Here is a 21,618-nt window from a genome sequence, read left to right as displayed (position 1 = left end):
CTCAGTCCGGTCAGGTTCCATCTACAGTGCGGAGTAGCTGGTAAAGCGTTTGCGGCCCTTCGTGTCGTGCCTGGCATTGCTGCGCCACGACGAAGCCATCGCTCGCCCAACCTATATCCCGTGCTTCCTTCGGTGAAATGCCGAATTCGTGCCTGAACGTTCGACTGTAGCTGGAAGCATCGACGAAGCCCCATTGCTCGGCGATCCGGGATATGGACCGCGTATCGCCAATGTCGGAGAGCGCGTCCCGCGTTCGCAGTAGCCGCTGCCTCCGAATGTAAGAAGCTACTCCCCCGAGCGGCTCGAAAATTCTGTATAGCCGGGAGCGGGACACGCCAAGTTCCGCGCACAGCGTTTGGGATGTCAGTTGGTGATCCACAAGTCTGCCGTCAATCATCCGTCGCGCTCGGCCTAGAAATGTCGCGTCGATTGGGGTTTGTGCTTCTCTCAAGCGATCCTGGGAGGGCGCGAGACATACGGCCACAAGGCTTCGTGTTGCCTCGACGACGTATGGTATCTCCGGCGACTGCAAATCCGCCAGCGACCGGTTGAGAAGAAGCAGGTAGTCTGCCAGCAGCTTACCGAGCCCTCCTTCGAACTTGGCATCCAACATTCGATGGAGCCCGGCAGTCGAGGTAAACAGATCGTTTGGGATGAAGAGCGTAAGGACCCCGTCGTGATTGATTTGTCTATCGAACGGGCTGGCCAGGCAGTGCAGCTCAGGCACAGCTTTCTCGCCTTTATGCCACTCACCCGGCAAGCAAAACGGCAGGGTGACATACCAATGGTCAAGAACGGCATTTTTCAGATGCTTCTGGCGATGAGCATGATTTTCGCCTGGAAGCTCAGTTCGCATAAAAGCGAGTCTATCCAGGTTCCACACCGTTTGGCGGGCCGGAAAGGATTGAGGACAATCCCGCACGGCTGACAAGTCCATCACGCCTCGATTGGCGAAACGGAAAGCCGGAAATTGCTCGTGAGGTTGAAAGCCAAAGGTTGAAAAATCAAGAGAATGCGTAAATTTCGCATTCTTACTTTCGTGCTCTTCGAGCGATTGGAGCGCGGAGTCTTGATACATTAGATGACTCTAAATTACCGTTGCTCCGCGTAATGTCCAAACAAACATCACCTTCTTTGTACCATATCGTACCACGCACAAGCCTCAAAGACAAAATTGACAGAGCGTGTGAGCAATTGTCCTTGAATTGGGCCTGATGGCTCGATGCTTGCGAAACGGCCAATCTTCTGAAAAAAACGAATCTAGCAGTTTCGGCGTCGGAAAATGCTGCAGGGATTCATGCGAAAGCTTTTCATGCGTGATCTGCACGGAGCGCGGAGGTCGCGCAATGCCGGTTCGGCGCTTGGCATCGAGCCATCGGAGGTTTCGACCCACGACTACATTTCGACGCTGATTGCCTGGCGCCGCCAAACCGTGACGGCGCTGTGCGCGCGGATCGAGACGATCCATGGCCGCAACTGGGTCGAAATCGTCGGTGCGGCGCGCAAATTCTCCGAATGCATGATCTACGGCCGCTATGTCGACGACGTGCTCGCCGGCGCCGGCCATTTCCATGGCTCGGAGGCGTTCTGCCGCGTCCACTGGACGGGCGAGGCGCTGTCGGAAGACGAGTTCCGCCGTTTCGTCGCCGCCATGGCGCCGCAACAGGTGGCCATCGGCATGCAGTCGTTCATCGGCACCGATGTCGGCCGCATCCGCCGCCTGATCGGGCTCGATTAGTCCGAGGATAAAAACTCATCGCCCTTTAACGACCGGGCTTAGGCCCCCGACCTTCCTGGCAGGAGGTCATGAAAGGGTGGGAAGTCGCCTGTTACTGGCGGAAGCGCAGGTTCCGTCGCGTGAGTTCGTTGACCGAGGTGCAGCCCATCAGCTTCATGCCACGCTCAATCTCGATGTGCATCAATTCCAGTGCGCGTTCGACGCCGGCCTGTCCGGCGGCCGCCAGTGGGAAAAGGTAGTAGCGGCCCAATCCGACGGCCTTTGCGCCCAGCGACAGGGCCTTGAGCACGTGGGTGCCGCGCTGCACGCCACCATCCATCATCACATCGATTCTGTCTCCCACCGCATCGACGATCTCGGCAAGCTGGTCGAACGCGGTACGCGAGCCGTCGAGTTGGCGACCGCCGTGATTGGAGAGGACAATTCCGGTGCAACCAATCTCGACCGCACGCCTGGCATCCTCGACCGACATGATGCCTTTCAGGCAGAACTGTCCGCCCCAGTGCTGCACCATCTCGGCAACGTCGCCCCACGACATGGAGGGGTCCAACATCTCCGTGAAGTAGCGGCTGATCGACATCGCGCCGCCGCCCATGTCGACATGGCCTTCGAGCTGTGGCAGGCGGAACCGCTCATGCATATAGTAGTTGATCGCCCATGACGGTTTGACCGCGAACTGCGCGATGCCAGCGAGATTGAGCTTGAAGGGGATGGCGAACCCCGTTCGCTTGTCACGCTCGCGGTTGCCGCCGGTGATGCTGTCCACCGTCAGCATCATCACCTCTACTCCCGCCTGCTTGGCCCGGGCCATCATCTCGCGGTTCAATCCGCGGTCCTTGTGGAAGTAGAATTGGTAGACTTGCGGCCCATTGCTGATCTGGCGCGCCTCTTCGAGGCTGACGGTGCCGAGCGAGGAGACGCCGAACATCGTGCCATATTTCGCCGCCGCTGCCGCCACTGCACGTTCGCCCTGATGGTGGAACAGGCGCTGGAGCGCTGTTGGCGAGCAGTAGGCCGGCATCGCCAGCTTCTGGCCCATGACGGTCACCGACATGTCCACATTGGTCACGCCGCGCAGTACATTCGGCACCAGGTCGCAGTCATCGAAGGCAGCCCTGTTGCGCCGATAAGTGACTTCGTCATCGGCCGCACCGTCAATGTAGTTGAAGATCGGTCGGGGAAGGCGCTGTTTGGCCATGCTGCGGAAGTCATGGAAGTTGTGGCAATTCCTCAGACGCATCTCATCACTCCGTTGGCCCGGCTCATCTGCCCGATAGCACACTGCTGCGCGATGCCTAACTGACGCGGGCTGAACGATAAACGGCCGCAACGAACTGGTAGCAGTCGTGGCGCGAACGTTGCTCTGGAGAAGCGGCGGCAAGGCTCGCCGCTACCCGACACCCGGCATTTTTCGAGTGAACGACCAGTCTCGGGCGACAACCTCGATGGTCTCATCTCGAAAATAGAACAAGAAATGCCGTGATGTCGGACTGTCCGACGACAGAACCCCCCAATCGGGCTCGTCGACTGCCCCGCCGTCGCCGATCACTTCGTAGAACTCCCCCCATTTTAGAGCTTGATTGCTATAACGGCCTTCACCTGTAAACCACGCGTAATCATTTGTGGCGTCCCATCGCCAGCGACTACTGCCAACGAATCGAAGTGTCCATCCCATCTCGGCATCGACGGCAGCTAGCTGGTCGACCTAGACCGGCTTCGCCGGCCTGCGCATCGCCGAGTAGGTGAGCAGCGCCGAGGCGAGATAGAGCAGCAGGAAGACGACGTTGAGCGACAGCACCAGATCGGGTGTGTCCAGGATATGGGTCAGCACATAGGTCAGCAGCACCGCCTTCAGCCCGGCAAGCAGCGCCAGGTTGATCGCCCGCACCAGCGTCTGGCCGCGCGCGAACAGAAGCTCGGCCTGGTATTCGACGAGATTGCGCAGGCCCGGCACGCAGATCGCCAGCGCCACCAAAGGGGCGGCCTCCGCAACATTCCTGCCCAGCGCGTTGGGGAAAAAATGCAGCACGATGGCGAGTGTCGCCAGCGCCAGCGTCGAGACCGCGAACACGGCGCCTTCGATACCGCTCTTGACCGAAAGGCGCGACAAAAGTTCCGGCGCCCGCATCATGCGCTGAACCAGCATCATCGAGAAGGTGCGGATCGGGATCGCCGTCAGGTCGACCAGCCGCATGATGATGGCATAGATGCCGGCGAGGTGCGGACCGCCGATCGCCAGCACCAGCAGCTTGTCGAATTCCATCTGCAGGTAGAACAGCACCTCTGCGCCGGCAACGTAGATGGAATCGGCGAGCCGCCGCAGATAGAGCGCCAGCCGCAGCCGCAGCCGCTGTCGCGGATAGAAAAATCCGAAGGCGATGAGCAGCGAGGCGGCGTTGGCGCCGATGTAATACCAGGACCAGGCTCCTATGGTGGGCTGCGCCGCGAACATGAACAGCACGGCGCCGAGCGCCCGCAAGGCCGTCGCCAGGATCGTCAGCAGGGCGGCGCGGCCGAATTTGCCGAGGCCGTTGTTGACGATCAGCGCCACCTCGACCGGCCGCCACAGCAACGCCTCGGCAAACACGATCGCCGCAAAGACCGACAGCGGCACGGTGCCGGCAAAGAAGACCAGGTAGACGCCGTAGGAGGCGGCAGCCAGCAACGGCAGCGATATCGCGCCAAGCAGCAGGAAGCCGGCCGTGAAGGTGCCGATCAGATTGGGGCGGATGGTGGCGGTTCGGTAAAGCGCTGAGATGAAGCCGAAGGCCAGGATGCGCGACAGCATCACGCCGGCCGCCGAAGCGGTGGCGAACATGCCGAATTCGGCGATCGACAGCGTGTTGGCCAGCGCGATGAAATAGGCGAGCGAAAACACCAGCCGCCCGCCCGCGCCGCTGATCGCCGAAAGATAGTCGCGAACCAGCCGCCGTCGCTCGGCGACGAAAGCGCGGATCCGGGCGAGAGGCCGTTTTTGCGGGATGTTGCCAGCCTGGGTCATGTGTCGAGACAGCATAGGCCGGAAAGTTTAACGCGCGGTTCTGGGCGCTTTCGATGCTTTCAAGAAGGGCACAACCCTAGAGGGAAACCGTGTCTTCAAGGCAGGGAAATTAACTTTTTGTTTCCTATGCTTGTTTAGCGTGGTTTAACGAATGGCTGACCGCGCGTCCAAGCCGCAAAGGGCAAGCTCCACGACAATGGTCGACAGGCAAAACCGTGAAGATTGGAAGCGCGAGCGCTCCTTGCTGGCGCTCGGCCAGGCGTTGCGCGGCGAAGAAGAGCCATCGCTGGTTGCGATCGGGGACCGGGCAGACCCGTCATGGCGCGAGGATGCCGCAACGCGCCATCGTCTCGCGCGCTTACGCCGCGAGGGGCGGGCGCATCCGGAACTCTCGGCAAACCCGGAGCCCTCGGCGACCCCGGAACGCTGGGTGACTCCGGAGTTATCGGCAAACGATGAAATAAACCGGTTTCAAGCCGAGGATGCATCGGCTTCGGCGGCCCGGATGCCACCTGAGAGTGACGAGCCCGTTGAAGCGGACCATGCGGAAGCCGCGTTCGAACCTCGATACGCCATGCCGCGGGAGGAGCCGGTTGCTGCCACTGTTTCCGAGGACCGCCGATCCGATGCCGACCCTCGATACGCCGCGTTCGAGCCTCGATACGCCGCGTTCGAGCCTCGAGACGCCGCGTTCGAGCCTCGACACGCCGCACCCGAACCCGGATATGCAGATGACGGGCGGCGGTCTTCCCCTCAGGATGACGACAGACAAGAATGGAAGCCGTTGATCGACCCGATGCAGGTCGTCCGCGGCATTGCCCGGTCGAAGCTGCTGATCGTCGCCATGACGATACTGGGCGCCACGCTTGGCGTCGCCATCGCGCTGTCGACGCCGAAGAAATACGAAGCCACCGCAGAGCTGATCGTCGACCCGCGCGACCTAAAGCTCACCGACCGCGACCTCACGCAATCGGTGGTTGCGTCCGACGCGACGCTGGCCATCGTCGAGAACCAGGTTCGCGTGCTCACCTCCGGCACCGTTCTCAACAAGGTCGTCGACAAGCTCAATCTCGTCAATGATCCGGAGTTCAACGGGCAAGGTTCCGATGGGCTGGGGATGATGACGGTCATCCGGTCGATCCTGTCGCGCAATGACGGGCCGGCTGCCGGTGAAGGTCGCCGCCGTGCGCTGGCCGTCGCCAATCTGGCCGAGAGCCTTGCGGTCGAGCGCGGCGGCAAGACCTTTGTCATCTCCGTCAGCGCCACCACGCAAAATGGCGAGAAGTCGGCGCTCATCGCCAACACGATGACGGATGTTTTTCTGCAGACCTTCGGTCAGATCCAGTCCGACACCGCTGGCCGCGCGACCAACGAGCTGACCGGCAGGCTCGACGAGCTGCGCAAGGGCGTCGAAGTGGCCGAGCGCAAGGTCGAGGATTTCAGGGCCGCGCACGACCTCGTCGACGCGCAAGGCCATTTGATCAGCGACGACGAGATGCTCAAGCTCAACCAGCAGCTGGCCATCGCCCGCGCGCGCACGCTGGAACTTAACGCCCGCGCGGCATCGGCGCGCTCGATCGACGTGAATTCGGTTCTGAGCGGCACCTTGCCGGAGGAGATCAACTCCAACACCATGAGCGCGCTGCGCTCGCAATATGCGACGCTCAAGCAGGAGGCCGACCGCGCCGCGATCCGGCTCGGCCCGCGCCATCCCGAGCTCCAGGCGCTCAATGCCCAGCTTGCCGGATCGCGCGAGCGTATCGCCGGGGAACTGCGCCGCATCGCCTCGTCGCTGCAGGTCGACCTCAGGCGCGCCGTGCAGCTCGAACAGGATCTGGCCTCCCGGCTGGCACAGTTGAAGGTCCGTAGCGGCGACGTCAACAGCGACCTGGTCACGCTGCGCGAACTGGAGCGCGAGGCCGCCGCCAAACGCTCCGTCTATGAGCAATATCTTCTCCGCGCCAGGGAGACCGGCGAGCAGAAGGACATCAACACCGCCAATATCAACGTGATCTCCAAGGCGTTCGCCCCGCTCGAGCCAAACGGACCGTCGCGCGCCATGACGGTGCTTGCCGGCCTGCTGGCGGGGCTTGCTTCCGGTGTCGGCCTCGGCGCCATGCGCGGCGCTTATGCGAGCCTGCGCGAAACTGCCGATTCGCGGCCGCGCCGCCGGACAGAAGAGCGCCGGACACCCATTGAAGACAAAGCATACAAGGCGTCGCCGCCCGTTCCGCCCCATGCCGGACAAGTGCCTCATCCGCAGCAGCAGTATCGGCGAGCCTCGTCGGAGGAGGCAGATCAGGCTTCGAAAGCCGCTGAACAGCAAGCCTCCATCGAGGAAATCCGAGCCAGCTTGCGCGAATTCCGTGAAGCGGTTCGCGAACTCACCGAAAGCCGATCGCGGCGCTATTTCTGAGCGCCGAACAGAATAAAAGCCATCGGTTTCGAGTTAGCGGCATAAGACGGCGCTTTGACGGGATTGCCCGGTCAGATTTTCATGAGAATGCCGCCCGAAGCAGAACGATGTTGAGGGTGGTTGATGGCCGAGTTGATTGACGGAAAAAGCGTTGCCGAAGGCGTGGTGCGGCGCGTCAAGGCCCTGACGATCGAACTGATGGAAAAGGGCGCGCACAAACCCGGTCTCGCCGTGGTCATCGTCGGCGAGGATCCGGCGAGCCAGGTTTACGTCGCCTCCAAATCCCGCACCGCCAAGGAATGCGGCTTTCATTCGGTCCAGCACACGCTGCCGGCCGACATGACCGAACAGGAACTGCTTGCCATCATCGGCGACCTCAACGCCGATCCCGGTATCAACGGCATCCTGGTGCAGCTTCCGCTGCCTGGCCATATCGATGCGGGCAAGGTCATCCAGGCAATAGCGCCGCAAAAGGATGTCGACGGCTTCCACTTCATCAATGTCGGCAAGCTCGGCACCGGCGAACTGGAGACGGCGTTCGTGCCTTGCACGCCGGCCGGCTCGATGCTGCTCATCGAGCGTGTGCGCGGCAAGGATCTTTCCGGGCTCAATGCGGTGGTCGTCGGCCGCTCCAATATCGTCGGCAAACCGATGGCCAATCTTCTGCTTGCCGCCAACTGCACCGTCACTGTCGCGCACAGCCGCACGAAGGACCTGGCTGCACTGGCGCGCACCGCCGACATTCTCGTTGCCGCTGTCGGCAGACCTGAAATGGTCAGGGGTGACTGGGTCAAACCGGGCGCCACCATCATCGACGTCGGCATCAACCGCATCGCGGCGCCAGAAAAGGGCGAAGGCAAGACCCGTCTCGTCGGTGACGTCGCCTTTGCGGAAGCGGCCAAGACGGCCGGCGCCATCACGCCGGTGCCCGGCGGCGTCGGACCGATGACCATTGCCATGCTGATGGCCAACACGCTAGCTTCCGCCTATCTCGCGGCCGGATTGAAACGGCCGTCTTTCTGAACCTGGAAAGCCCAAAGCTTTGCCGAACCTCACTGTTCCCTCAGAGCGGCCGGTCGCCAATGATCCCATTCACGGCGGCCGGCAGTTCGGGTTCCTGCTGGTCGACAAGTTTTCCATGTTCTCGCTGGCCGCCGCAATCGACACGTTCCGGTCGGCGAACCGGCTGCTCGGCCACGACTTCTATGGCTGGACGACGGTGTCGGCCGACGGCGATGCCGTCCTGGCCTCCAACGGCCTGCCGCTCAAGATCGACTACGCTGTCGCCGATCTGCCGCCGGTCGATATTCTTTTCGTCTCGGTCGGGCTGACGACCGAGTTTCCCGGCAAGAGCAAGGTGCTGGCGGCGCTGCGCAGCTGGGGCCGGCGCGGCAACGCGCTCGGCGCACTGTCGGTCGGCTCCTATCTGCTCGCCGAGGCAGGCCAGCTCGAAGGCTATCGCTGCACCATCCACTGGGAAAACCGCGCCGGCTTCGTCGAACGGTTTCCCGACATCAACTGCACCGGCAACGTCTTCGAGATCGATCGCAAGCGTTACACCTGCGCCGGCGGCACCACCTCCATCGACCTGATGCTGGAGATCGTGCGCGGCGATTTCGGCTCGAGCCTCGCCAACGGCGTCGCCAATCAGTTCCAGCACGAGCGCATCCGCTCCGCCGGCGACCGCCAGCGCGTCGGTCCTGAGCGCGACCTGACCGGCAAATCGGAAAAACTGCGGCGCATCGTCGAACTGATGGCCGACCATCTCGACGAGCCGCTGTCGGCGGTGCAGCTCGCCAAGTCGGCGGGCCTGTCGGTGCGCCAGGTCGAGCGGCTGTTCCTGCGTCACCTCAGTGTGACGCCCGGCCGCTATTACATGCGGCTCAGGCTTGAGCGGGCGCGCGAATTGCTGCGCCAGACCAACATGCCGATCCTCGACGTGGCGATCGCCACCGGCTTCACCTCGCACTCCTATTTTGCCCAGAGCTACCGGCTGCAGTTTGGCCGGCCGCCTTCCGAAGAGCGGCGCACGACATATTGAGGGGTTTGGCGCAGCCAGCGCCGCCAACCCCTCACGTGCCCGGGCTTGTATCCTGACGCGGCGTCAAATAGCTTCCCCCGGCTGGGACGGACTGGCGGGCATGGACTGCCTGGCAGAAGCTGACTGGCTGCGACGAACTGGCGGCCACTGACTGGGGGGAGATTTCATGGCGGGACTTGCACGGAGCATCGTTGCGGCGGCGCTCCTGTTGTGGATGACGACGCTCGGCCTTGCCGCCGACCGTGTCGTCATCGTTCTCGACGCCTCCGGTTCGATGTGGGCGCAGATCGACGGCAAGCCAAAGCTCGAAATCGCCCGGGAATCGCTGCGAACGGTGCTGCAATCGGTCCCCGCCGACAAGGAAATCGGCTTCATGGCCTATGGCCATCGCGAGAAGGGCAGTTGCGAGGACATCGAGCTCATCGTGCCGCCGCAGGCCGGCTCGGCAGGTGCTGTTTCCACTGCCGCCGACAGCCTGAAATTCATCGGCAAGACGCCGCTGACATCAGCCGTCAGACAGGCGGCCGAGGCGCTGAAATACACCGAGGACAAGGCCACCGTCATCCTGATCACCGACGGGCTCGAGACCTGCAAAGGCGACCCCTGCGCGCTCGGCAGGGAACTGAGGGCTGCCGGTGTCGACTTCACCGTAAACGTCGTCGGCTTCGGCCTGACCGCGGACGAGGGCAAGCAGGTTGCTTGCCTCGCCGACAACACCGGCGGCAAATACATCCAGGCGTCGGATGAGAAGGCGCTGCAGGACGCGTTGGTCGAGACCATCGCCGCTGCACCTGCACCGGCGCCCGAACCAGCGCCAGCGCCGCAGCCGGTCGCCGCGCCGGAAAAACCGGAGTTCAACTTCATGCCCGCCGTGGTGCTCGCCGATGGCGGCGATCCCGTCACCGGCGGCAATTCCTGGGAGATCTTCAAGGCAAAGTCCGACGGCACGCGCGGCGATTACGTCGCCACCGAATACGGCGCCTACAAAGGCAGTCTGGAGCCGGGCGAGTACGCAGTCGTGGCGCGCCATGGCGAGGCCAGGACCGAACAGAAGATCACGGTCGAGGCGGGCCAGGTCTACAAACCCCTCTTCGTGCTCGATGCCGGCACGCTCATCATTCATCCGCGGCCAAGCGAGGGAGCGGATGTGGCCGATGGTGCGGCTGTCGTGATCGCCTTTCCGGGCGTTGAAATGCCTGCGACCTATTATGGCGACACCAAGGTGGTGTTGCCGGCCGGCGATCAGAAAGTCACGGTCAGGATCGGGCAGGGCGAGGTTACCGAAACCATCCCGCTCACTGCCGGCAAGGTCGTCGACAAGGATATCGTCGTTGGTGTCGGCCGTGTCGTTGCCAACGCCTACTACAGTGCCGGCGGCGACAAGGCCGACGGCTCGGGCATTGGCTTCAAGGTGTTCAAGGCAAAAAAGAAGCTCGACGGAACGAGGCAAGAGGTGGCTTATGCCTATGGCCCCGACAGCAAGTTCGATCTGCCGCCCGACGACTATGTGCTGACGGCGACGGTCGACCTTGCCATCGTCGAGCAGCCGTTCAGCGTCAAGGCCGGTGAGCACCAGGATCTGCAGATCGCCATCAATGCCGGCGTGCTGGCGATCACCGCGCCAGGGGCTTCGAAGATCGAGATTTTCGATGCGAAGAAGGACATCAACGGCAACCGCAAATCGCTCGGCTACGCCTATGACGAGAAATATCAGGCGGCGCTGCCGGCCGGCGACTATGCCGTCGTCTCTGAGAAGTCGGACAATAGCTCAAAGGAAGACACAGTGACCATCAAGGCCGGCGAGCGTTCCGAACTGACGGTGCAGTAGGGACATTCGACGTCTAAAAAGGGGGGCGCGAAGCCCAGCCCCTGACCCAAATGTGGAACCCAAGTATCTTGCAGCGCAATATTCGCCTGCAGCCCGGACGTTTCGCGCGGTTTAGCCTGCTGTAAATATTTTCGCAAAGCATTCTGTTCGCCGGATCCTCGCACAACATCCGGTTTTGCGACGTCGCAAATATCAGTCGCGAAACCGATTCAAACTCGGGAATTTTTGCGACAAGAACCGGGTAACGACCTCCACCAGAAAAATTTCGGGCATGTCGGGGCGCTTGGCTGTCGTTCGTCTTGTATACCTGACGCGACGGGGGGATTTTGCAGCATGGCGAAAATCGTATTCGGAATGAACCAGTCCCTTGACGGCTACGTCGACCACCAGGAATTGCCTGCGCCAAGTCCCGCGCTCTTTCGTCACTGGATAGAGCATGTGCGCGACCTGACCGGCAGTGTGTACGGTCGCCGCATGTACGAGGCCATGCGCTATTGGGACGAAGACCGTCCTGAGTGGAGTACGGAGCAACACGAGTTCGCGGCGGCGTGGCGGCGCCAGCCGAAATGGGTTGTATCGCGCTCGTTGAAGTCGGTCGGTCCCAATGCCACGCTTATCGCGGATGAGGTCGAGGTAGTGATACGCAGGCTAACGGCCAAGCTAACAGGAGAGATTTCCGCTTCCGGACCAGAGTTGGCGCAAAGCCTGACCGAAATGGGTCTGATCGACGAATACCGCCTCTACCTTCACCCCGTGGTGCTTGGTCGCGGCAAGCCCTTCTTCGCCGGCTCTCGGCCACCGCTCCGCCTTGTGGCCAGCGAGCGAATCGGCGGGGAAGTCATCAGGTTGACCTACGTTCCTGCCTGATTACAGACCACGCCGATGAGAAGGCGATGCATCGAAATCCCCCTTTCGGTTCAGCATACGTTGCGGAAAGGATTCGGAAGAACGACGGCTGCGGGTGGGGAGATCGCCATTCGGCGGGGATCGGCCGAACGGCTTAGGAGCGCCATTTGCCGACCTTCATTGCGTTTCTCCAAACCTGCCGTTCGCGCTGCAGCCTGATACCGCCCTAAGCGGAAGCTCGTTCGCCCCCGGCCGAATTCTCGCCCATGACCCGAAGCTGCCTTCCATCAATGCGGATTTTTTCAGAATCTCCCGTTCGGGTTGGCCCAGGCCTCAGGCAGGATTCGAAGTGTCGCGGTCAAACGGGCGCCATTCAGACATTCCGTACCATCATTGTTCACGGGGCCTGGTATCCTGCAGCGTCTGCGAACTCTGCCACAGCCAGATTGCGAGCGAGCCTGAACGCCCGCGGACCTGTGCTTCCACAGGTCCTCTTAGAGCACCAGATTTGAACAACTCGCAGTCGCGGCCGGCGACCTGCAGCATTTCGTCGCTCACTGCGACTTCGGCATTTTGGTCGGCCGCGATCTCCATCAAGCGACTGGCGACGTTAACCGTATCACCCGTCGTCGCGATGTGCTGACGGCCTTTGCCACCGAGTCTCGACGCAACGATTGTTCCGTAATGCGCTCCGATCTTGAAGCCGAGCCTGGATGCAGTTGATGCGGGCAGCGAGACGAGCCAGTTGCTGGTACGGCTGGAGAGCGCTGCGCAGCAGCGGGCAGCATTGAAGGCATCATCTGTCGCTGCTTCCGGTAGACCGAACAGGATCATGGCTCCGTCACCCATGAAATTCGTGACAACGCCACCGCATCTTGTCACCTCTTCGTCCACCAACGCATGGAACGTGTTCAAAAGTTCGCGTGTGGCGTTCGGCCCCAATGTTTCGCTCAGTCCGGTGAAACCGGACAGGTCAATGAATATGATGGCGGCGTCCCTCCGGACAGGTTCCAGGAGAAAGTCGCCATGCTCCGCAAGCCACCCCGCAAAGCCCGGGGCCTGAACTCGTTGAAGCAATTCGCTCTGCGTGGCGAAATACTGGGCCTGGTTCCTGCCCAACCAAAGCTGCGCGGCCCCGAACAAAATAGCCGGCGGAACGGCGGCGGCCATCGGCAACGCCGCGCTCAGCCAGATATGGTGTGAGAATGCGGTCATATTGACCACGAACCAGATCGCAACCACGCCGACGATCGCTGCAAGGCCGACGGCGTTGCGACGCCATGCCAACAGCCCCACAAGAACCACCGGCAGCACCACCGCAAAGCCGGCATCTGCAAGGCGAACGTACTGATCTCGCACTATGCCGTCGCCGGTCATCAGATGGGCAATGGCCGTCGACATGACCTCGACGCCTGGGAGCACGGGATCAAACGGTGTCGGGAAAACATCGCCGGCGCCGGTTGCAGTTGCTCCGATCACAACAATTCGATCCCGAATAATGCCGCCATCGACTTGGCCGCCCAGCACCGTCGTGGCGCTGATCGTGCGGATCGTGCCGCGGGGGCCATAGAATGTCAGAGGGAGTATGTGACCAATGTCCGTCCGAATCCGCTGTCCACCCAGAGATAGATAGTCGGGCGCTATTCCCGGATCCTCTCCCACCGCCATGGCGGCAACGCGCAGGGAGAAAGACGCTTCAGTCCGATCTCCGGCCCGAAACAGCAACGGGACGAACCGAGGCGTTCCCGTCCAGTCGGTAACCACGTTCACGACGCCGACAGCGGCGATATCCGAGAACGCTTTCAGGGGCCACAAAAACCGCTCGGCATTCGGCACTCGGGCGAGAGGGCCATCGCCCTCGACTGCAATCGATTGTTTACCTCCCGAGTAGACCGCTGCAGCAGCGATTACGCTTGAAGTCCCACGCAGCGAACGCGCGAGCGCCTCATCATCATCTTTTGTCCCGGGATCGACCAGCAGCAGGTCGAACGCAATGGCTTTCGGTCCAAAGCGAGCTATCGTATCGACAATCCGGGCAAGCGTGGCGCGGCTGAGGGGATAGCGGCCATCGTTTCGGACCGCTTCGTCGTCTATGGCGATAATGGTTATCAGCTCCGGCGGCTTTGTGGTTCCCCGAACAAGCGTTCGAAGATCCGTCATCGTCGCTTCGACGCGATCGAGGGACCACATGTTGCCGCGCCAGTGCGCAAAGCCAAGGCCGGCCCCCCAAAGACCCGCCAGAACGAGCGCGATCAGCGTCTGAAGCGCTCGCCCGCTCATTTAGCTTACTGACCGAAACGGGCCATCAAAGCCGAAACACGTGCGGCGGGCCAGCGCTTGACCGTCAGTGTGCCTGTTCCGGCTTCCACATCGACGCCTTCGCCCGGCCCGAGGACTACACCAGCATTGGACGCCGGCCTTTGCACGGCGACGCGACCTTTGACGACGAAAACAGAGGTCTTGCCTCGGGCAACGTCGACTGCCCATTTTGTACCTCGCACCGCGGCAATCGCCTGCGGGGTGACGACAGCGAAGCCACCCCGGACCCTGCCGGCTGGAGCATCGAGCAACAGCGCCTTGCGCCGTAATCTGACCGCATCGGCACTACCATTTCGATCACGGTCCACCAGTGCAAAACGAGCGCCATCTTCCGCAATGATGGTAAGGCCTTGCCGGCATCTCAGAATTTGTCGGGACGTACCTGCTACCAGTCTGAACGTACAGCCGGCGTTATTCGACTGCGCTGAAACGGTATCCACCCAGAAGACACAGGCAAGCATGCAGGCCATCAGGCTCCGGAGATATCGGCCACTTGCGCTCATGAACGTCTCCTTGCTTTTGCGAAAATCTGCGGCAAGAAAATCTTTGCATTGTCTTCTGCGGTCAGCCTGGCAGTATACTCATGCGTACGAACCGGCACTTGCAGCCGCGTTGCCTTAGAGGTAGCACGGTGCCGACCAGCGATCTTAGCACGATAGCTTGCTCCAACACCAAATAAGGCGACATCAAGCCGTTTGAGGCGGCCGCGATGCGAATGTCGCGAACGTCACGCGGCGACGCTGCTGTTCGGCTCATCTGCCAGAACGAGCAGGTCACGCCACATCCGGACATTCGGCGGGCTTCTCCATTGCCGACCTTCGCTCAACCGCAGAATTCGACCCGTTCCTGCCTTTCAGCGTCTGACGCTCAACGCCGCAAGTTGACCCTGGAGCGGACACTTCGACGGTATCCGGCTCGACCCGGTAGCTAACACACCGCAGCCTTTGGCCCTAAGCGGATGGATTTTCGCCCGCAACTGTCGCGAGTAACAACCGCGCTTCATTGAGATCCGAAGTGCCCAAGCCCTCGCTGAACCAGCCATAAACCGGTGCAAGAAGCTCATAGGCTTCCGCGCACTTGCCGTGGTCCCGCCAGAGGCGGGCGAGGCTTGCCGCAGCCCGCAGCTCGAGCATCTTCGCGCCTTGGGCTTGGGCGACCGCGATCGCCGAACGGTAACATGCCTCAGCCTTGGATGCGTTCGGGGTAGTGAGCGATAGCAGCATCTCACCGGTTAGCCGATGGAGTTCCGCCTCACACCAGCGTTCCTCGGTCTCCGCCACCAACATAACGGCCTCGGCGAGCGCACGTAGCGCTTCATCCGTTTTGCCTGAGCGGTGTAGGGTCTCAGCGAAAAGACTCAGGTGATATGGCGCGCGCATTCGATGTCGCGCCGCTCGGCACTCCGCCATGCCCTCAAGGATTTGTGGAACGCTCTCCGATGGCGATCCCTGTGCACCCGATGCCCAACCCCGGAAGATCTTTCCGTGGGCCAGCCACAAACGTAGCCCGTGCTCCTCGGATAGGGATATCACCGCGTCCGCGTGCAGTCGAACGGCCGCAGCATCTCGACGGAGATGAGCCAGTGTCGCAGCCCCCCAGGCAAGCACGTAGCCTCGGCTGTTAAAGTGATTGAGCTCTTCAAGCGCCTTAGTCGCGCGGTCCATCGTTTCCGATGCTCTTTCTGGAAAGCCGCTCAGCCACAAGATCATGGACAAGATGGCGAGACCAGCTGCCCTCTGATCCTGCCCGAAGCGGAAGGCGAGAGATCGGTGCTGTCCCGGATCGTAAAGCGCAAGTGCCTGCTCGATTTGCTCTCGACCAGCCAGCAAATCTCCAATATGCGCAAGCGAAAATCCGAGAATCCTGTGTCCGACGAGCTTCATGGCCCGGTCGGCGTGGAGTTCGGCGCGACCCAGAAAGTCCTCTGCGAGTTGGCGCCCCTTCGACCACTCGCCGCCGGCTGCGCGATAGGCCCATTGACCGTAGAGGATCGGAAAATGCTGCTGCTGGCTACGGCCCAGCCGCTCGCAAAGCTCCTGCGCTCTCGCGTGGGCGGCGCCGGTCTCCGGAGCTCCGTAACCCTTTGTGGCCATGAGCGGCATGCCGAGAGCAGTCTGAAGGTCCAGCTCAAGTTCATCGCGCCGACGCGTTTCGGGAATTGATTTCAGAGCTTCCAGACCGTTCATCAGATGGCCGATTGCCTCCGCATTGGCGGAGAGTTCCGCCGCCTGCTGCCCGGCTTTCAACCAGTAGCCGACTGCCTTCTCTGCGAGGCCAGCCTCACTGTAGTGGTGGGCGAGCACCTCCGGCTGGGCGGTGCCCTTCTCAGGGAAGTGCTCCTCTATGGCTTGCGCGAGGGCTGCGTGTATTTGTTGCCGTTTACTGCGGAGCAGACTTTCATATGCGGCCTCCTGAACCAGGGCATGCTTGAACGCAAAAATGGCTTGCGGTGGCGTGCCGCGCCGATAAACCAGTTGCGATTCCTCAAGCCGCGCCAGTGCTCCATGGAGCTCGTTCTCGCGAAGTGGAGTGACCAGGGCGAGCAGCTCGTAGGAAAACTCCCGCCCAATGGCCGCGCCGATCTGCGCCACCTCCTTGACCGGCATCAAGCGATCGAGACGTGCGGTCAGCGAGTCTTGAAGGGTTGCTGGGATTGCCAAGGGCGGCAGGGGGCCAGCCAACACATAGCTTCCACTCTCTTCGCGCAGCAGCCCGGATTCGAGGACATTTTTGGTTAGCTCCTCGATGAACAGAGGCACCCCATCCGTCTTTGCCACGACCTGCTGCAGCACCTCCGTCGGCAATGTCTTGCCGGCAGTCAGCCGATCGATCATCGCGCAACCCGATTTGCGGCTGAGGCGGTTCAGCGTGAGAGACGTGACATGCGGGTGACCGCTCCAGGAGTGTTTGAATTCGGGCCGGAACGTGATCACCAGTAGAACCGGTAGACTACGCACACGCTCAATGAGCCGCTCCAGTAGCTCAAACGATGTCGGGTCGATCCAGTGCACGTCCTCAAATAGCTCGAGCACCGGTCGCCGCCGCGCCAAACCCTCGACCTGATCGGCCAGCGCGTCGAGCGTTTTTGACATCAGCTCTTCTGGCGCGAGTTGTAGTTGCGGATAGCGCCCGCCGGATGGAATCGACAGGAGCGCCGCAAAGATAGGCATCACTTCTGTGACGTTCTGCGTCGAAAGCGCGAGCAGTTCCTCGAGTTTTGCGAGTTTCCGTTCGTCATTGTCATCCCGATCGAATCTGGCGGCGCGCTGCAGATGATCGATGATCGGGTGCAGCGCACTGTGCACGTGGTAAGGCGAGCAGAAGTGGATAATGCGCGTGTAGGTGCTCTCGTCCGATCTTTGCTGTAGAGCGCGCGTAAGGCGCGATTTGCCAATTCCCGGTTCCCCTGAGAGCAAGACAACCTGCCCTTCGCCATCTCGCGTCTCGTCCCATCGCCGCTGCAGCAGAGCCAGCTCCTCCTCGCGGCCAACGAGCGGTGTGAGCGCGGCTGGGTGCAGCGCCTCGAAACGGCTCTCTGCTTGGCTTTCGCCGATCACTCGCCAAGCACGCACTGGCTGGGCGAAGCCTTTGATATGCTGAGAGCCGAGGTCGGCAAGGTCGAACAGACCACCGACCAGGCGGCGCGTGTTCCGGCTGATCACCACGCTATTCGGCTCAGCCAGCGACTGCAGCCGTGCTGCCAGGTTGGGTGTCTGGCCGACGACAGACCTCTCCTGCGCCTCCCCGGCTCCGATAAGCTCTCCTACCACCACGCCGCCTGTTGCGATGCCGACGCGGACCTCCAACGACAGGTCGTATTTTGGCTTAAGGCTGTCAATGGCCTCGACCGCGGCGAGGCCAGCCCGCACTGCGCGTTCCGCCTCGTCTTCATGGGCTCGCGGATAACCGAAATAGGCCAGCACGCCGTCGCCCATATATTTGGCAATGTGCCCTTCGTAGCGCGCAATTGCGGCCGCCACGACGCTCTGATAGGCCCGCAAAAGTTCACTCACCACCTCGGGATCGAGCCTTGACGCGAGCGCGGTCGAGTCGACCAGGTCGACAAACATCACTGTCAGCTGGCGGCGCTCGGCGTCTGGAGCTGCCAGGGTTGTGACGTCGACCGCAGCGAAGGCTTGCGAAGGACGGGCGGGCGCAGAACCCGCGCCGTCGCGGAGGGTGGCGATTGCCGCAAGCAATCTACGGCGGTGGCCGACCGAGGTGATGCCTAGCGCGATGAGATCCTCTGCCGTGAGGTCGGCGAGAACCTCGGCATCGATGTCGTTGGCGCGAAACTCCTGTTCGTACTGCGCGAGCCCCAAATCGCGCAGCCAGGTGCCGACGTCCATTGGACTCCTCCGGCCCTCCGGCTATCCGGAGCGCAAGGCTCGACATTCTACCGCACAATCACCGCGAAGGTGCACGGAAAAGGCACATCCGAAAGGATTCAAGGTCCGCAAAATGGCACACTTTTTGCCGTTCAATTATCCGGGAGAACGACTGCCTTCCACCCCAGCCAGTCGTTCGACGCTCATTTCGGGCGTTCTGCGGCTCTGGTGTTTGAACCAGCCGGACGCGCCACTTTCGGACCTCCGAGCCCGCCCAGTTAAAGGTGCAGTTCTCGATCGCGAAGCGGTCCTTGGATCGGGAGGCGGGGCCACATCACCATTCGTTCGTGCAGTCGACCTCAGTCGCAGATCTCTCAGAGGCTCTGGCGGTGCGTCTCGCTTTTCCCTACAACCCCAGGGCGGGCGGCCCGATGATAAATCCATAGATCCTACCGCGGGCGGTTTATGCCAGTAATGGCGATTCCGGTCGAGCCGGCTCCATGATCTATTCAGCCGGCGATCGCAGCCGACCGATTGAAGATGATGGTCACCTTGGTTCCTTCACCGACGGCCGAGGTGACGTCGAACTGCGCCTTGGCATTTTCGGTCAGCGACCGCGCGATGAGGGCTCCGAGTTTACCGGGTGCAGGCCATGTCACACCCTCAGGCAGACCGATACCGTCGTCAGCGACCACGACCCGGCAACCATTGCCGTCCACTATGCTCCGCAGCGTGATTGTCCCTCCCTCCCGACCTCTGAAGGCATGCTTCAGCGCGTTTGTAAGAAGCTCGTTCACAACCAGTCCTGTCGGCATGGCGACATTTATCGAAACCGGATAGGTGTCGACGTTCATGTCGAGGCGGATGCCCTCCACCGCGTGAGAGGTCATCACGGCGGAGGCTATCTGGCTCAGATAGACGCCCAAGTCGATCTCGTCCTTGTCATCCTCACCAGACAGCGCTTGATACAGGATCGCGAGTGCGTCAACGCGCCCAGCCAGCCGCTCAAATCGCTTCTTGTCTGGCTCGACTGCGTTCCGAGTTTCCATTCGGATGAGCGCAGTGATCATTTGCAGGTTGTTCTTGACCCTGTGCTGCAGCTCGCGGAGGAGCGTATCTTTCTCCCGGATCCGCTCCTCAATGGACAGTTTGTCCGCATCGCTATGGGCAGACACATCCACCAGGGCGACAAGCCGAAAGCAGAGCTTGCCATCGTCGTCCTCGATGACATTCGAATAGACGTCTACGATCGCTGAACCTGAGCCTTTGCGCTCGAGGCGGAAGGTTCCAATGAAGTCCGTTTGTGTGACAATCGCTTCATCGATCCGCTGATCGAAGGGCGCTTTCACCGCACTCCCCGAAAGCCCCTTCCAATTCTCCTGCTCAAGGCGAGCGGCGGCAAGCCCGGAAAGCTTCTCGAATTCTGGATTGGCGTAGACCACCGTCTCGCCATCCCTCAGATCCGATACCGCAATGGCGATAGGAACTTGGTCGAGGAACTTCTTGAACTGTTCACTTTCGAGCGCAGTCGCAAGTTCGGGAGTGTCGAGCAATTGTTCGACAGGCTCGTGCCTATTATCGTCGGATGCCATCCGTTGAGCCCGGTCCTTTTCGCCGTGTAGCAACAGCCATACCCGTGAAGTTAGCTATACGCCTGACATCAGATCAAGGCTACAACACCCAGGCTGTGGTTTGGCGCTGAACGCATTTGATCGTTTCACGATTGTTGGTGAAACCGCGAACGGTATCGTCAACGATGACGCGCGTGCTCCTAGGGTCCGGATGAGCCCACTCGGCTGGTATCCAACGCATCTTTATGAGTCGTCGCCAGAGGTCGGTACGGGAGGAGGTGTGATTTCCTCGCCGTCTCCGGACGAAGCGTGCCGAGGCCTCACGTAATCGCGGTCGATCTTGCCTTCCTCAGCCTTGTAGAAATACTGGCTCGCGATGAGCCAACCTTTGAGAGGCCGAAGCGGGAGGATGCAAGTGATGAGCATGAAGGGCAGCGTGGTCAGCAGATGGACCCAGTACGGTGTCTCAAAAGCGACCTGCTGCCATACGCCAAGAAAAACGCTCGGCACACATGCAAAGCAGATTACGAAGAACGCGGGACCATCAGCGGGATCTGCAAACGAGTAGTCGAGATCGCACACTTCGCATTTAGGCTTAAGCGTCAGGAACCCGTTGAAAAGATGCCCTTTCCCACAACGGGGGCACAAACCGCGTACACCAGTGAGAACCGGTTGGAGTGGAGGCCATTCGTCAGTCATAATTGGTCCTCAAGATTGCCGTTTTGAACGAGCATGGGCGTCGGCCTGAATCGTGCTCAATCACCAGTGATCGTCCCTTCACGGGTTTGCCTGGAAAGACTGGCCAGAACCACTTCCCCAATGGATGTTCCACGCGCCATTGGCGAGCAGGGATCTCTTTGACGTCGCGCGCCGTGCCTTCGCGTCTTCCTCCTGCTGCCGGGCAAAAATGCGATCATCGCGTCCGGTGGTAGGCGCGAGCTCGGTCGACAGCCGTGCCTTGGCATCGAGCTTGAAGCCTGCCATGGCGGTAACCTCCTTGATCCGGGTCTCGCTTAAAAGCCGAAGTCGCTCAAGCCTGGGTGATCGTCCGGTCGGCGGCCGAGCGGCCAGCGGAACTTGCGGTCCGCTTCCGTGATCGGATGCTCGTTGATGCTGGCATGGCGCGCGCGCATCAGCCCGTCTTCGGCGAACTCCCAGTTCTCGTTGCCATAGGCACGAAACCACTGACCGCTGTCGTCGTGGTATTCATAGGCATAGCGAACGGCAATGCGGTTACCCTGAAAGGCCCAAAGCTCTTTGATCAGGCGATAATCGAGCTCGCGGTTCCATTTGCGCGTCAGGAAGGCCTCAGCCTCGGCACGGTTGGTTGCGAACTCGGCGCGATTGCGCCAGCGCGTGTCGACTGTATAGGCAAGCGCCACTTTGGCGGCATCGCGGCTGTTCCAGCCATCTTCGGCAAGGCGGACCTTCTCGATGGCGGACTGTTCGTTGAAAGGGGGAAGCGGCGGACGGGACATTGATAAGTTCCTTGGTTGGTAGCGCTGAAAGGATGGGAGGGTGGGTGCAGGA

At 61.3% G+C, this 21,618-nt stretch carries 15 protein-coding genes and 1 pseudogene; 6 read left to right on the top strand and 10 right to left on the bottom strand.

Going from position 1 to position 21,618, the window contains the following annotated elements; genetic code table 11:
• Positions 1-10: 10 nt before the first annotated feature.
• Entirely contained in the window at positions 11-1,078 is a 1,068-nt protein-coding gene (locus tag AC0L2A_RS10985; RefSeq protein WP_091595183.1) for a helix-turn-helix domain-containing protein, read from the bottom strand.
• Positions 1,079-1,339: 261 nt separating this feature from the next.
• Here AC0L2A_RS10985 and AC0L2A_RS10980 point away from each other — a divergent pair.
• A pseudogene (locus AC0L2A_RS10980) lies at positions 1,340-1,738 on the top strand (DUF6492 family protein); the annotation flags it as partial.
• A gap of 91 nt (positions 1,739-1,829) precedes the next feature.
• Here AC0L2A_RS10980 and AC0L2A_RS10975 read toward each other — a convergent pair.
• Together AC0L2A_RS10975 and AC0L2A_RS10970 are read right to left on the bottom strand one after the other, a co-directional pair.
• Positions 1,830-2,978, bottom strand: a complete 1,149-nt coding sequence (locus tag AC0L2A_RS10975) for an alpha-hydroxy acid oxidase (protein ID WP_473519408.1) — start codon at positions 2,976-2,978, stop codon at positions 1,830-1,832.
• A 465-nt stretch (positions 2,979-3,443) separates the two neighbouring features.
• Positions 3,444-4,739, bottom strand: coding sequence for a lipopolysaccharide biosynthesis protein (locus AC0L2A_RS10970; RefSeq protein ID WP_473608778.1), 1,296 nt, complete (start codon positions 4,737-4,739; stop codon positions 3,444-3,446).
• 196 nt (positions 4,740-4,935) lie between these two features.
• On the opposite strand from AC0L2A_RS10970, the gene AC0L2A_RS10965 reads away from it, so the two are divergent.
• The 5 genes from AC0L2A_RS10965 (at position 4,936) to AC0L2A_RS10945 (ending at position 11,891) form a co-directional block, all read left to right on the top strand.
• Positions 4,936-7,155 carry a GumC family protein gene (locus AC0L2A_RS10965; RefSeq protein WP_473608886.1) on the top strand — a complete coding sequence of 740 codons (2,220 nt, stop codon included), beginning with the start codon at positions 4,936-4,938 and terminating at the stop codon, positions 7,153-7,155.
• Between the two features lie 123 nt (positions 7,156-7,278).
• Positions 7,279-8,178 carry a bifunctional methylenetetrahydrofolate dehydrogenase/methenyltetrahydrofolate cyclohydrolase FolD gene (folD, locus tag AC0L2A_RS10960; protein WP_473608776.1) on the top strand — a complete coding sequence of 300 codons (900 nt, stop codon included), beginning with the start codon at positions 7,279-7,281 and terminating at the stop codon, positions 8,176-8,178.
• 19 nt (positions 8,179-8,197) lie between these two features.
• Entirely contained in the window at positions 8,198-9,196 is a 999-nt protein-coding gene (locus AC0L2A_RS10955; RefSeq protein WP_473608775.1) for a GlxA family transcriptional regulator, read from the top strand.
• Between the two features lie 166 nt (positions 9,197-9,362).
• Positions 9,363-11,024, top strand: a complete 1,662-nt coding sequence (locus tag AC0L2A_RS10950; protein WP_473608774.1) for a vWA domain-containing protein — start codon at positions 9,363-9,365, stop codon at positions 11,022-11,024.
• 333 nt (positions 11,025-11,357) lie between these two features.
• Complete coding sequence (locus AC0L2A_RS10945) at positions 11,358-11,891, top strand: dihydrofolate reductase family protein (protein ID WP_236375140.1); 534 nt, start codon at positions 11,358-11,360, stop codon at positions 11,889-11,891.
• Between the two features lie 369 nt (positions 11,892-12,260).
• On the opposite strand, the gene AC0L2A_RS10940 is transcribed toward AC0L2A_RS10945, so the two are convergent.
• The 7 genes from AC0L2A_RS10940 to AC0L2A_RS10910 all read right to left on the bottom strand — a co-directional run bounded on the left by AC0L2A_RS10940 (position 12,261) and on the right by AC0L2A_RS10910 (position 21,566).
• A complete protein-coding gene (locus AC0L2A_RS10940) occupies positions 12,261-14,150 on the bottom strand; it encodes a CHASE2 domain-containing protein (RefSeq protein ID WP_473608772.1) in 1,890 nt (629 codons plus the stop codon).
• Between the two features lie 5 nt (positions 14,151-14,155).
• Positions 14,156-14,692, bottom strand: a complete 537-nt coding sequence (locus tag AC0L2A_RS10935; RefSeq protein WP_473608771.1) for a FecR domain-containing protein — start codon at positions 14,690-14,692, stop codon at positions 14,156-14,158.
• A gap of 447 nt (positions 14,693-15,139) precedes the next feature.
• Positions 15,140-18,538: an AAA family ATPase gene (locus AC0L2A_RS10930; RefSeq protein WP_473608770.1), complete on the bottom strand. Its 3,399-nt coding sequence runs from the start codon at positions 18,536-18,538 to the stop codon at positions 15,140-15,142.
• A gap of 488 nt (positions 18,539-19,026) precedes the next feature.
• Complete coding sequence (locus tag AC0L2A_RS10925) at positions 19,027-20,109, bottom strand: sensor histidine kinase (RefSeq protein ID WP_473608768.1); 1,083 nt, start codon at positions 20,107-20,109, stop codon at positions 19,027-19,029.
• A gap of 222 nt (positions 20,110-20,331) precedes the next feature.
• On the bottom strand, positions 20,332-20,787 hold the full coding sequence (locus tag AC0L2A_RS10920) for a DUF983 domain-containing protein (RefSeq protein WP_473608767.1): 456 nt from the start codon (positions 20,785-20,787) through the stop codon (positions 20,332-20,334).
• Between the two features lie 78 nt (positions 20,788-20,865).
• The gene (locus AC0L2A_RS10915; RefSeq protein ID WP_473608766.1) at positions 20,866-21,072 is read right to left on the bottom strand and encodes a hypothetical protein; all 207 of its coding nucleotides are present in this window, start codon (positions 21,070-21,072) and stop codon (positions 20,866-20,868) included.
• Between the two features lie 29 nt (positions 21,073-21,101).
• Complete coding sequence (locus AC0L2A_RS10910; protein ID WP_128170341.1) at positions 21,102-21,566, bottom strand: nuclear transport factor 2 family protein; 465 nt, start codon at positions 21,564-21,566, stop codon at positions 21,102-21,104.
• Positions 21,567-21,618 lie beyond the last annotated feature (52 nt).

It is taken from the genome of Mesorhizobium sp. WSM4844 (assembly GCF_055811775.1).
Note: the sequence above shows the minus strand (reverse complement) of the source record. Positions and strands in the feature narration are given on the sequence as shown.

What these genes read in the sequence shown, in the direction of transcription:
- AC0L2A_RS10985 (WP_091595183.1), bottom strand. Translation starts at nt 1,078, where the DNA reads ATGTATCAAGACTCCGCGCTCCAATCGCTCGAAGAGCACGAAAGTAAG.
- AC0L2A_RS10975 (WP_473519408.1), bottom strand. Translation starts at nt 2,978, where the DNA reads ATGCGTCTGAGGAATTGCCACAACTTCCATGACTTCCGCAGCATGGCC.
- AC0L2A_RS10970 (WP_473608778.1), bottom strand. Translation starts at nt 4,739, where the DNA reads ATGACCCAGGCTGGCAACATCCCGCAAAAACGGCCTCTCGCCCGGATC.
- AC0L2A_RS10965 (WP_473608886.1), top strand. Translation starts at nt 4,936, where the DNA reads ATGGTCGACAGGCAAAACCGTGAAGATTGGAAGCGCGAGCGCTCCTTG.
- folD (WP_473608776.1), top strand. Translation starts at nt 7,279, where the DNA reads ATGGCCGAGTTGATTGACGGAAAAAGCGTTGCCGAAGGCGTGGTGCGG.
- AC0L2A_RS10950 (WP_473608774.1), top strand. Translation starts at nt 9,363, where the DNA reads ATGGCGGGACTTGCACGGAGCATCGTTGCGGCGGCGCTCCTGTTGTGG.
- AC0L2A_RS10945 (WP_236375140.1), top strand. Translation starts at nt 11,358, where the DNA reads ATGGCGAAAATCGTATTCGGAATGAACCAGTCCCTTGACGGCTACGTC.
- AC0L2A_RS10940 (WP_473608772.1), bottom strand. Translation starts at nt 14,150, where the DNA reads ATGAGCGGGCGAGCGCTTCAGACGCTGATCGCGCTCGTTCTGGCGGGT.
- AC0L2A_RS10935 (WP_473608771.1), bottom strand. Translation starts at nt 14,692, where the DNA reads ATGAGCGCAAGTGGCCGATATCTCCGGAGCCTGATGGCCTGCATGCTT.
- AC0L2A_RS10930 (WP_473608770.1), bottom strand. Translation starts at nt 18,538, where the DNA reads ATGGACGTCGGCACCTGGCTGCGCGATTTGGGGCTCGCGCAGTACGAA.
- AC0L2A_RS10925 (WP_473608768.1), bottom strand. Translation starts at nt 20,109, where the DNA reads ATGGCATCCGACGATAATAGGCACGAGCCTGTCGAACAATTGCTCGAC.
- AC0L2A_RS10920 (WP_473608767.1), bottom strand. Translation starts at nt 20,787, where the DNA reads ATGACTGACGAATGGCCTCCACTCCAACCGGTTCTCACTGGTGTACGC.
- AC0L2A_RS10915 (WP_473608766.1), bottom strand. Translation starts at nt 21,072, where the DNA reads ATGGCAGGCTTCAAGCTCGATGCCAAGGCACGGCTGTCGACCGAGCTC.
- AC0L2A_RS10910 (WP_128170341.1), bottom strand. Translation starts at nt 21,566, where the DNA reads ATGTCCCGTCCGCCGCTTCCCCCTTTCAACGAACAGTCCGCCATCGAG.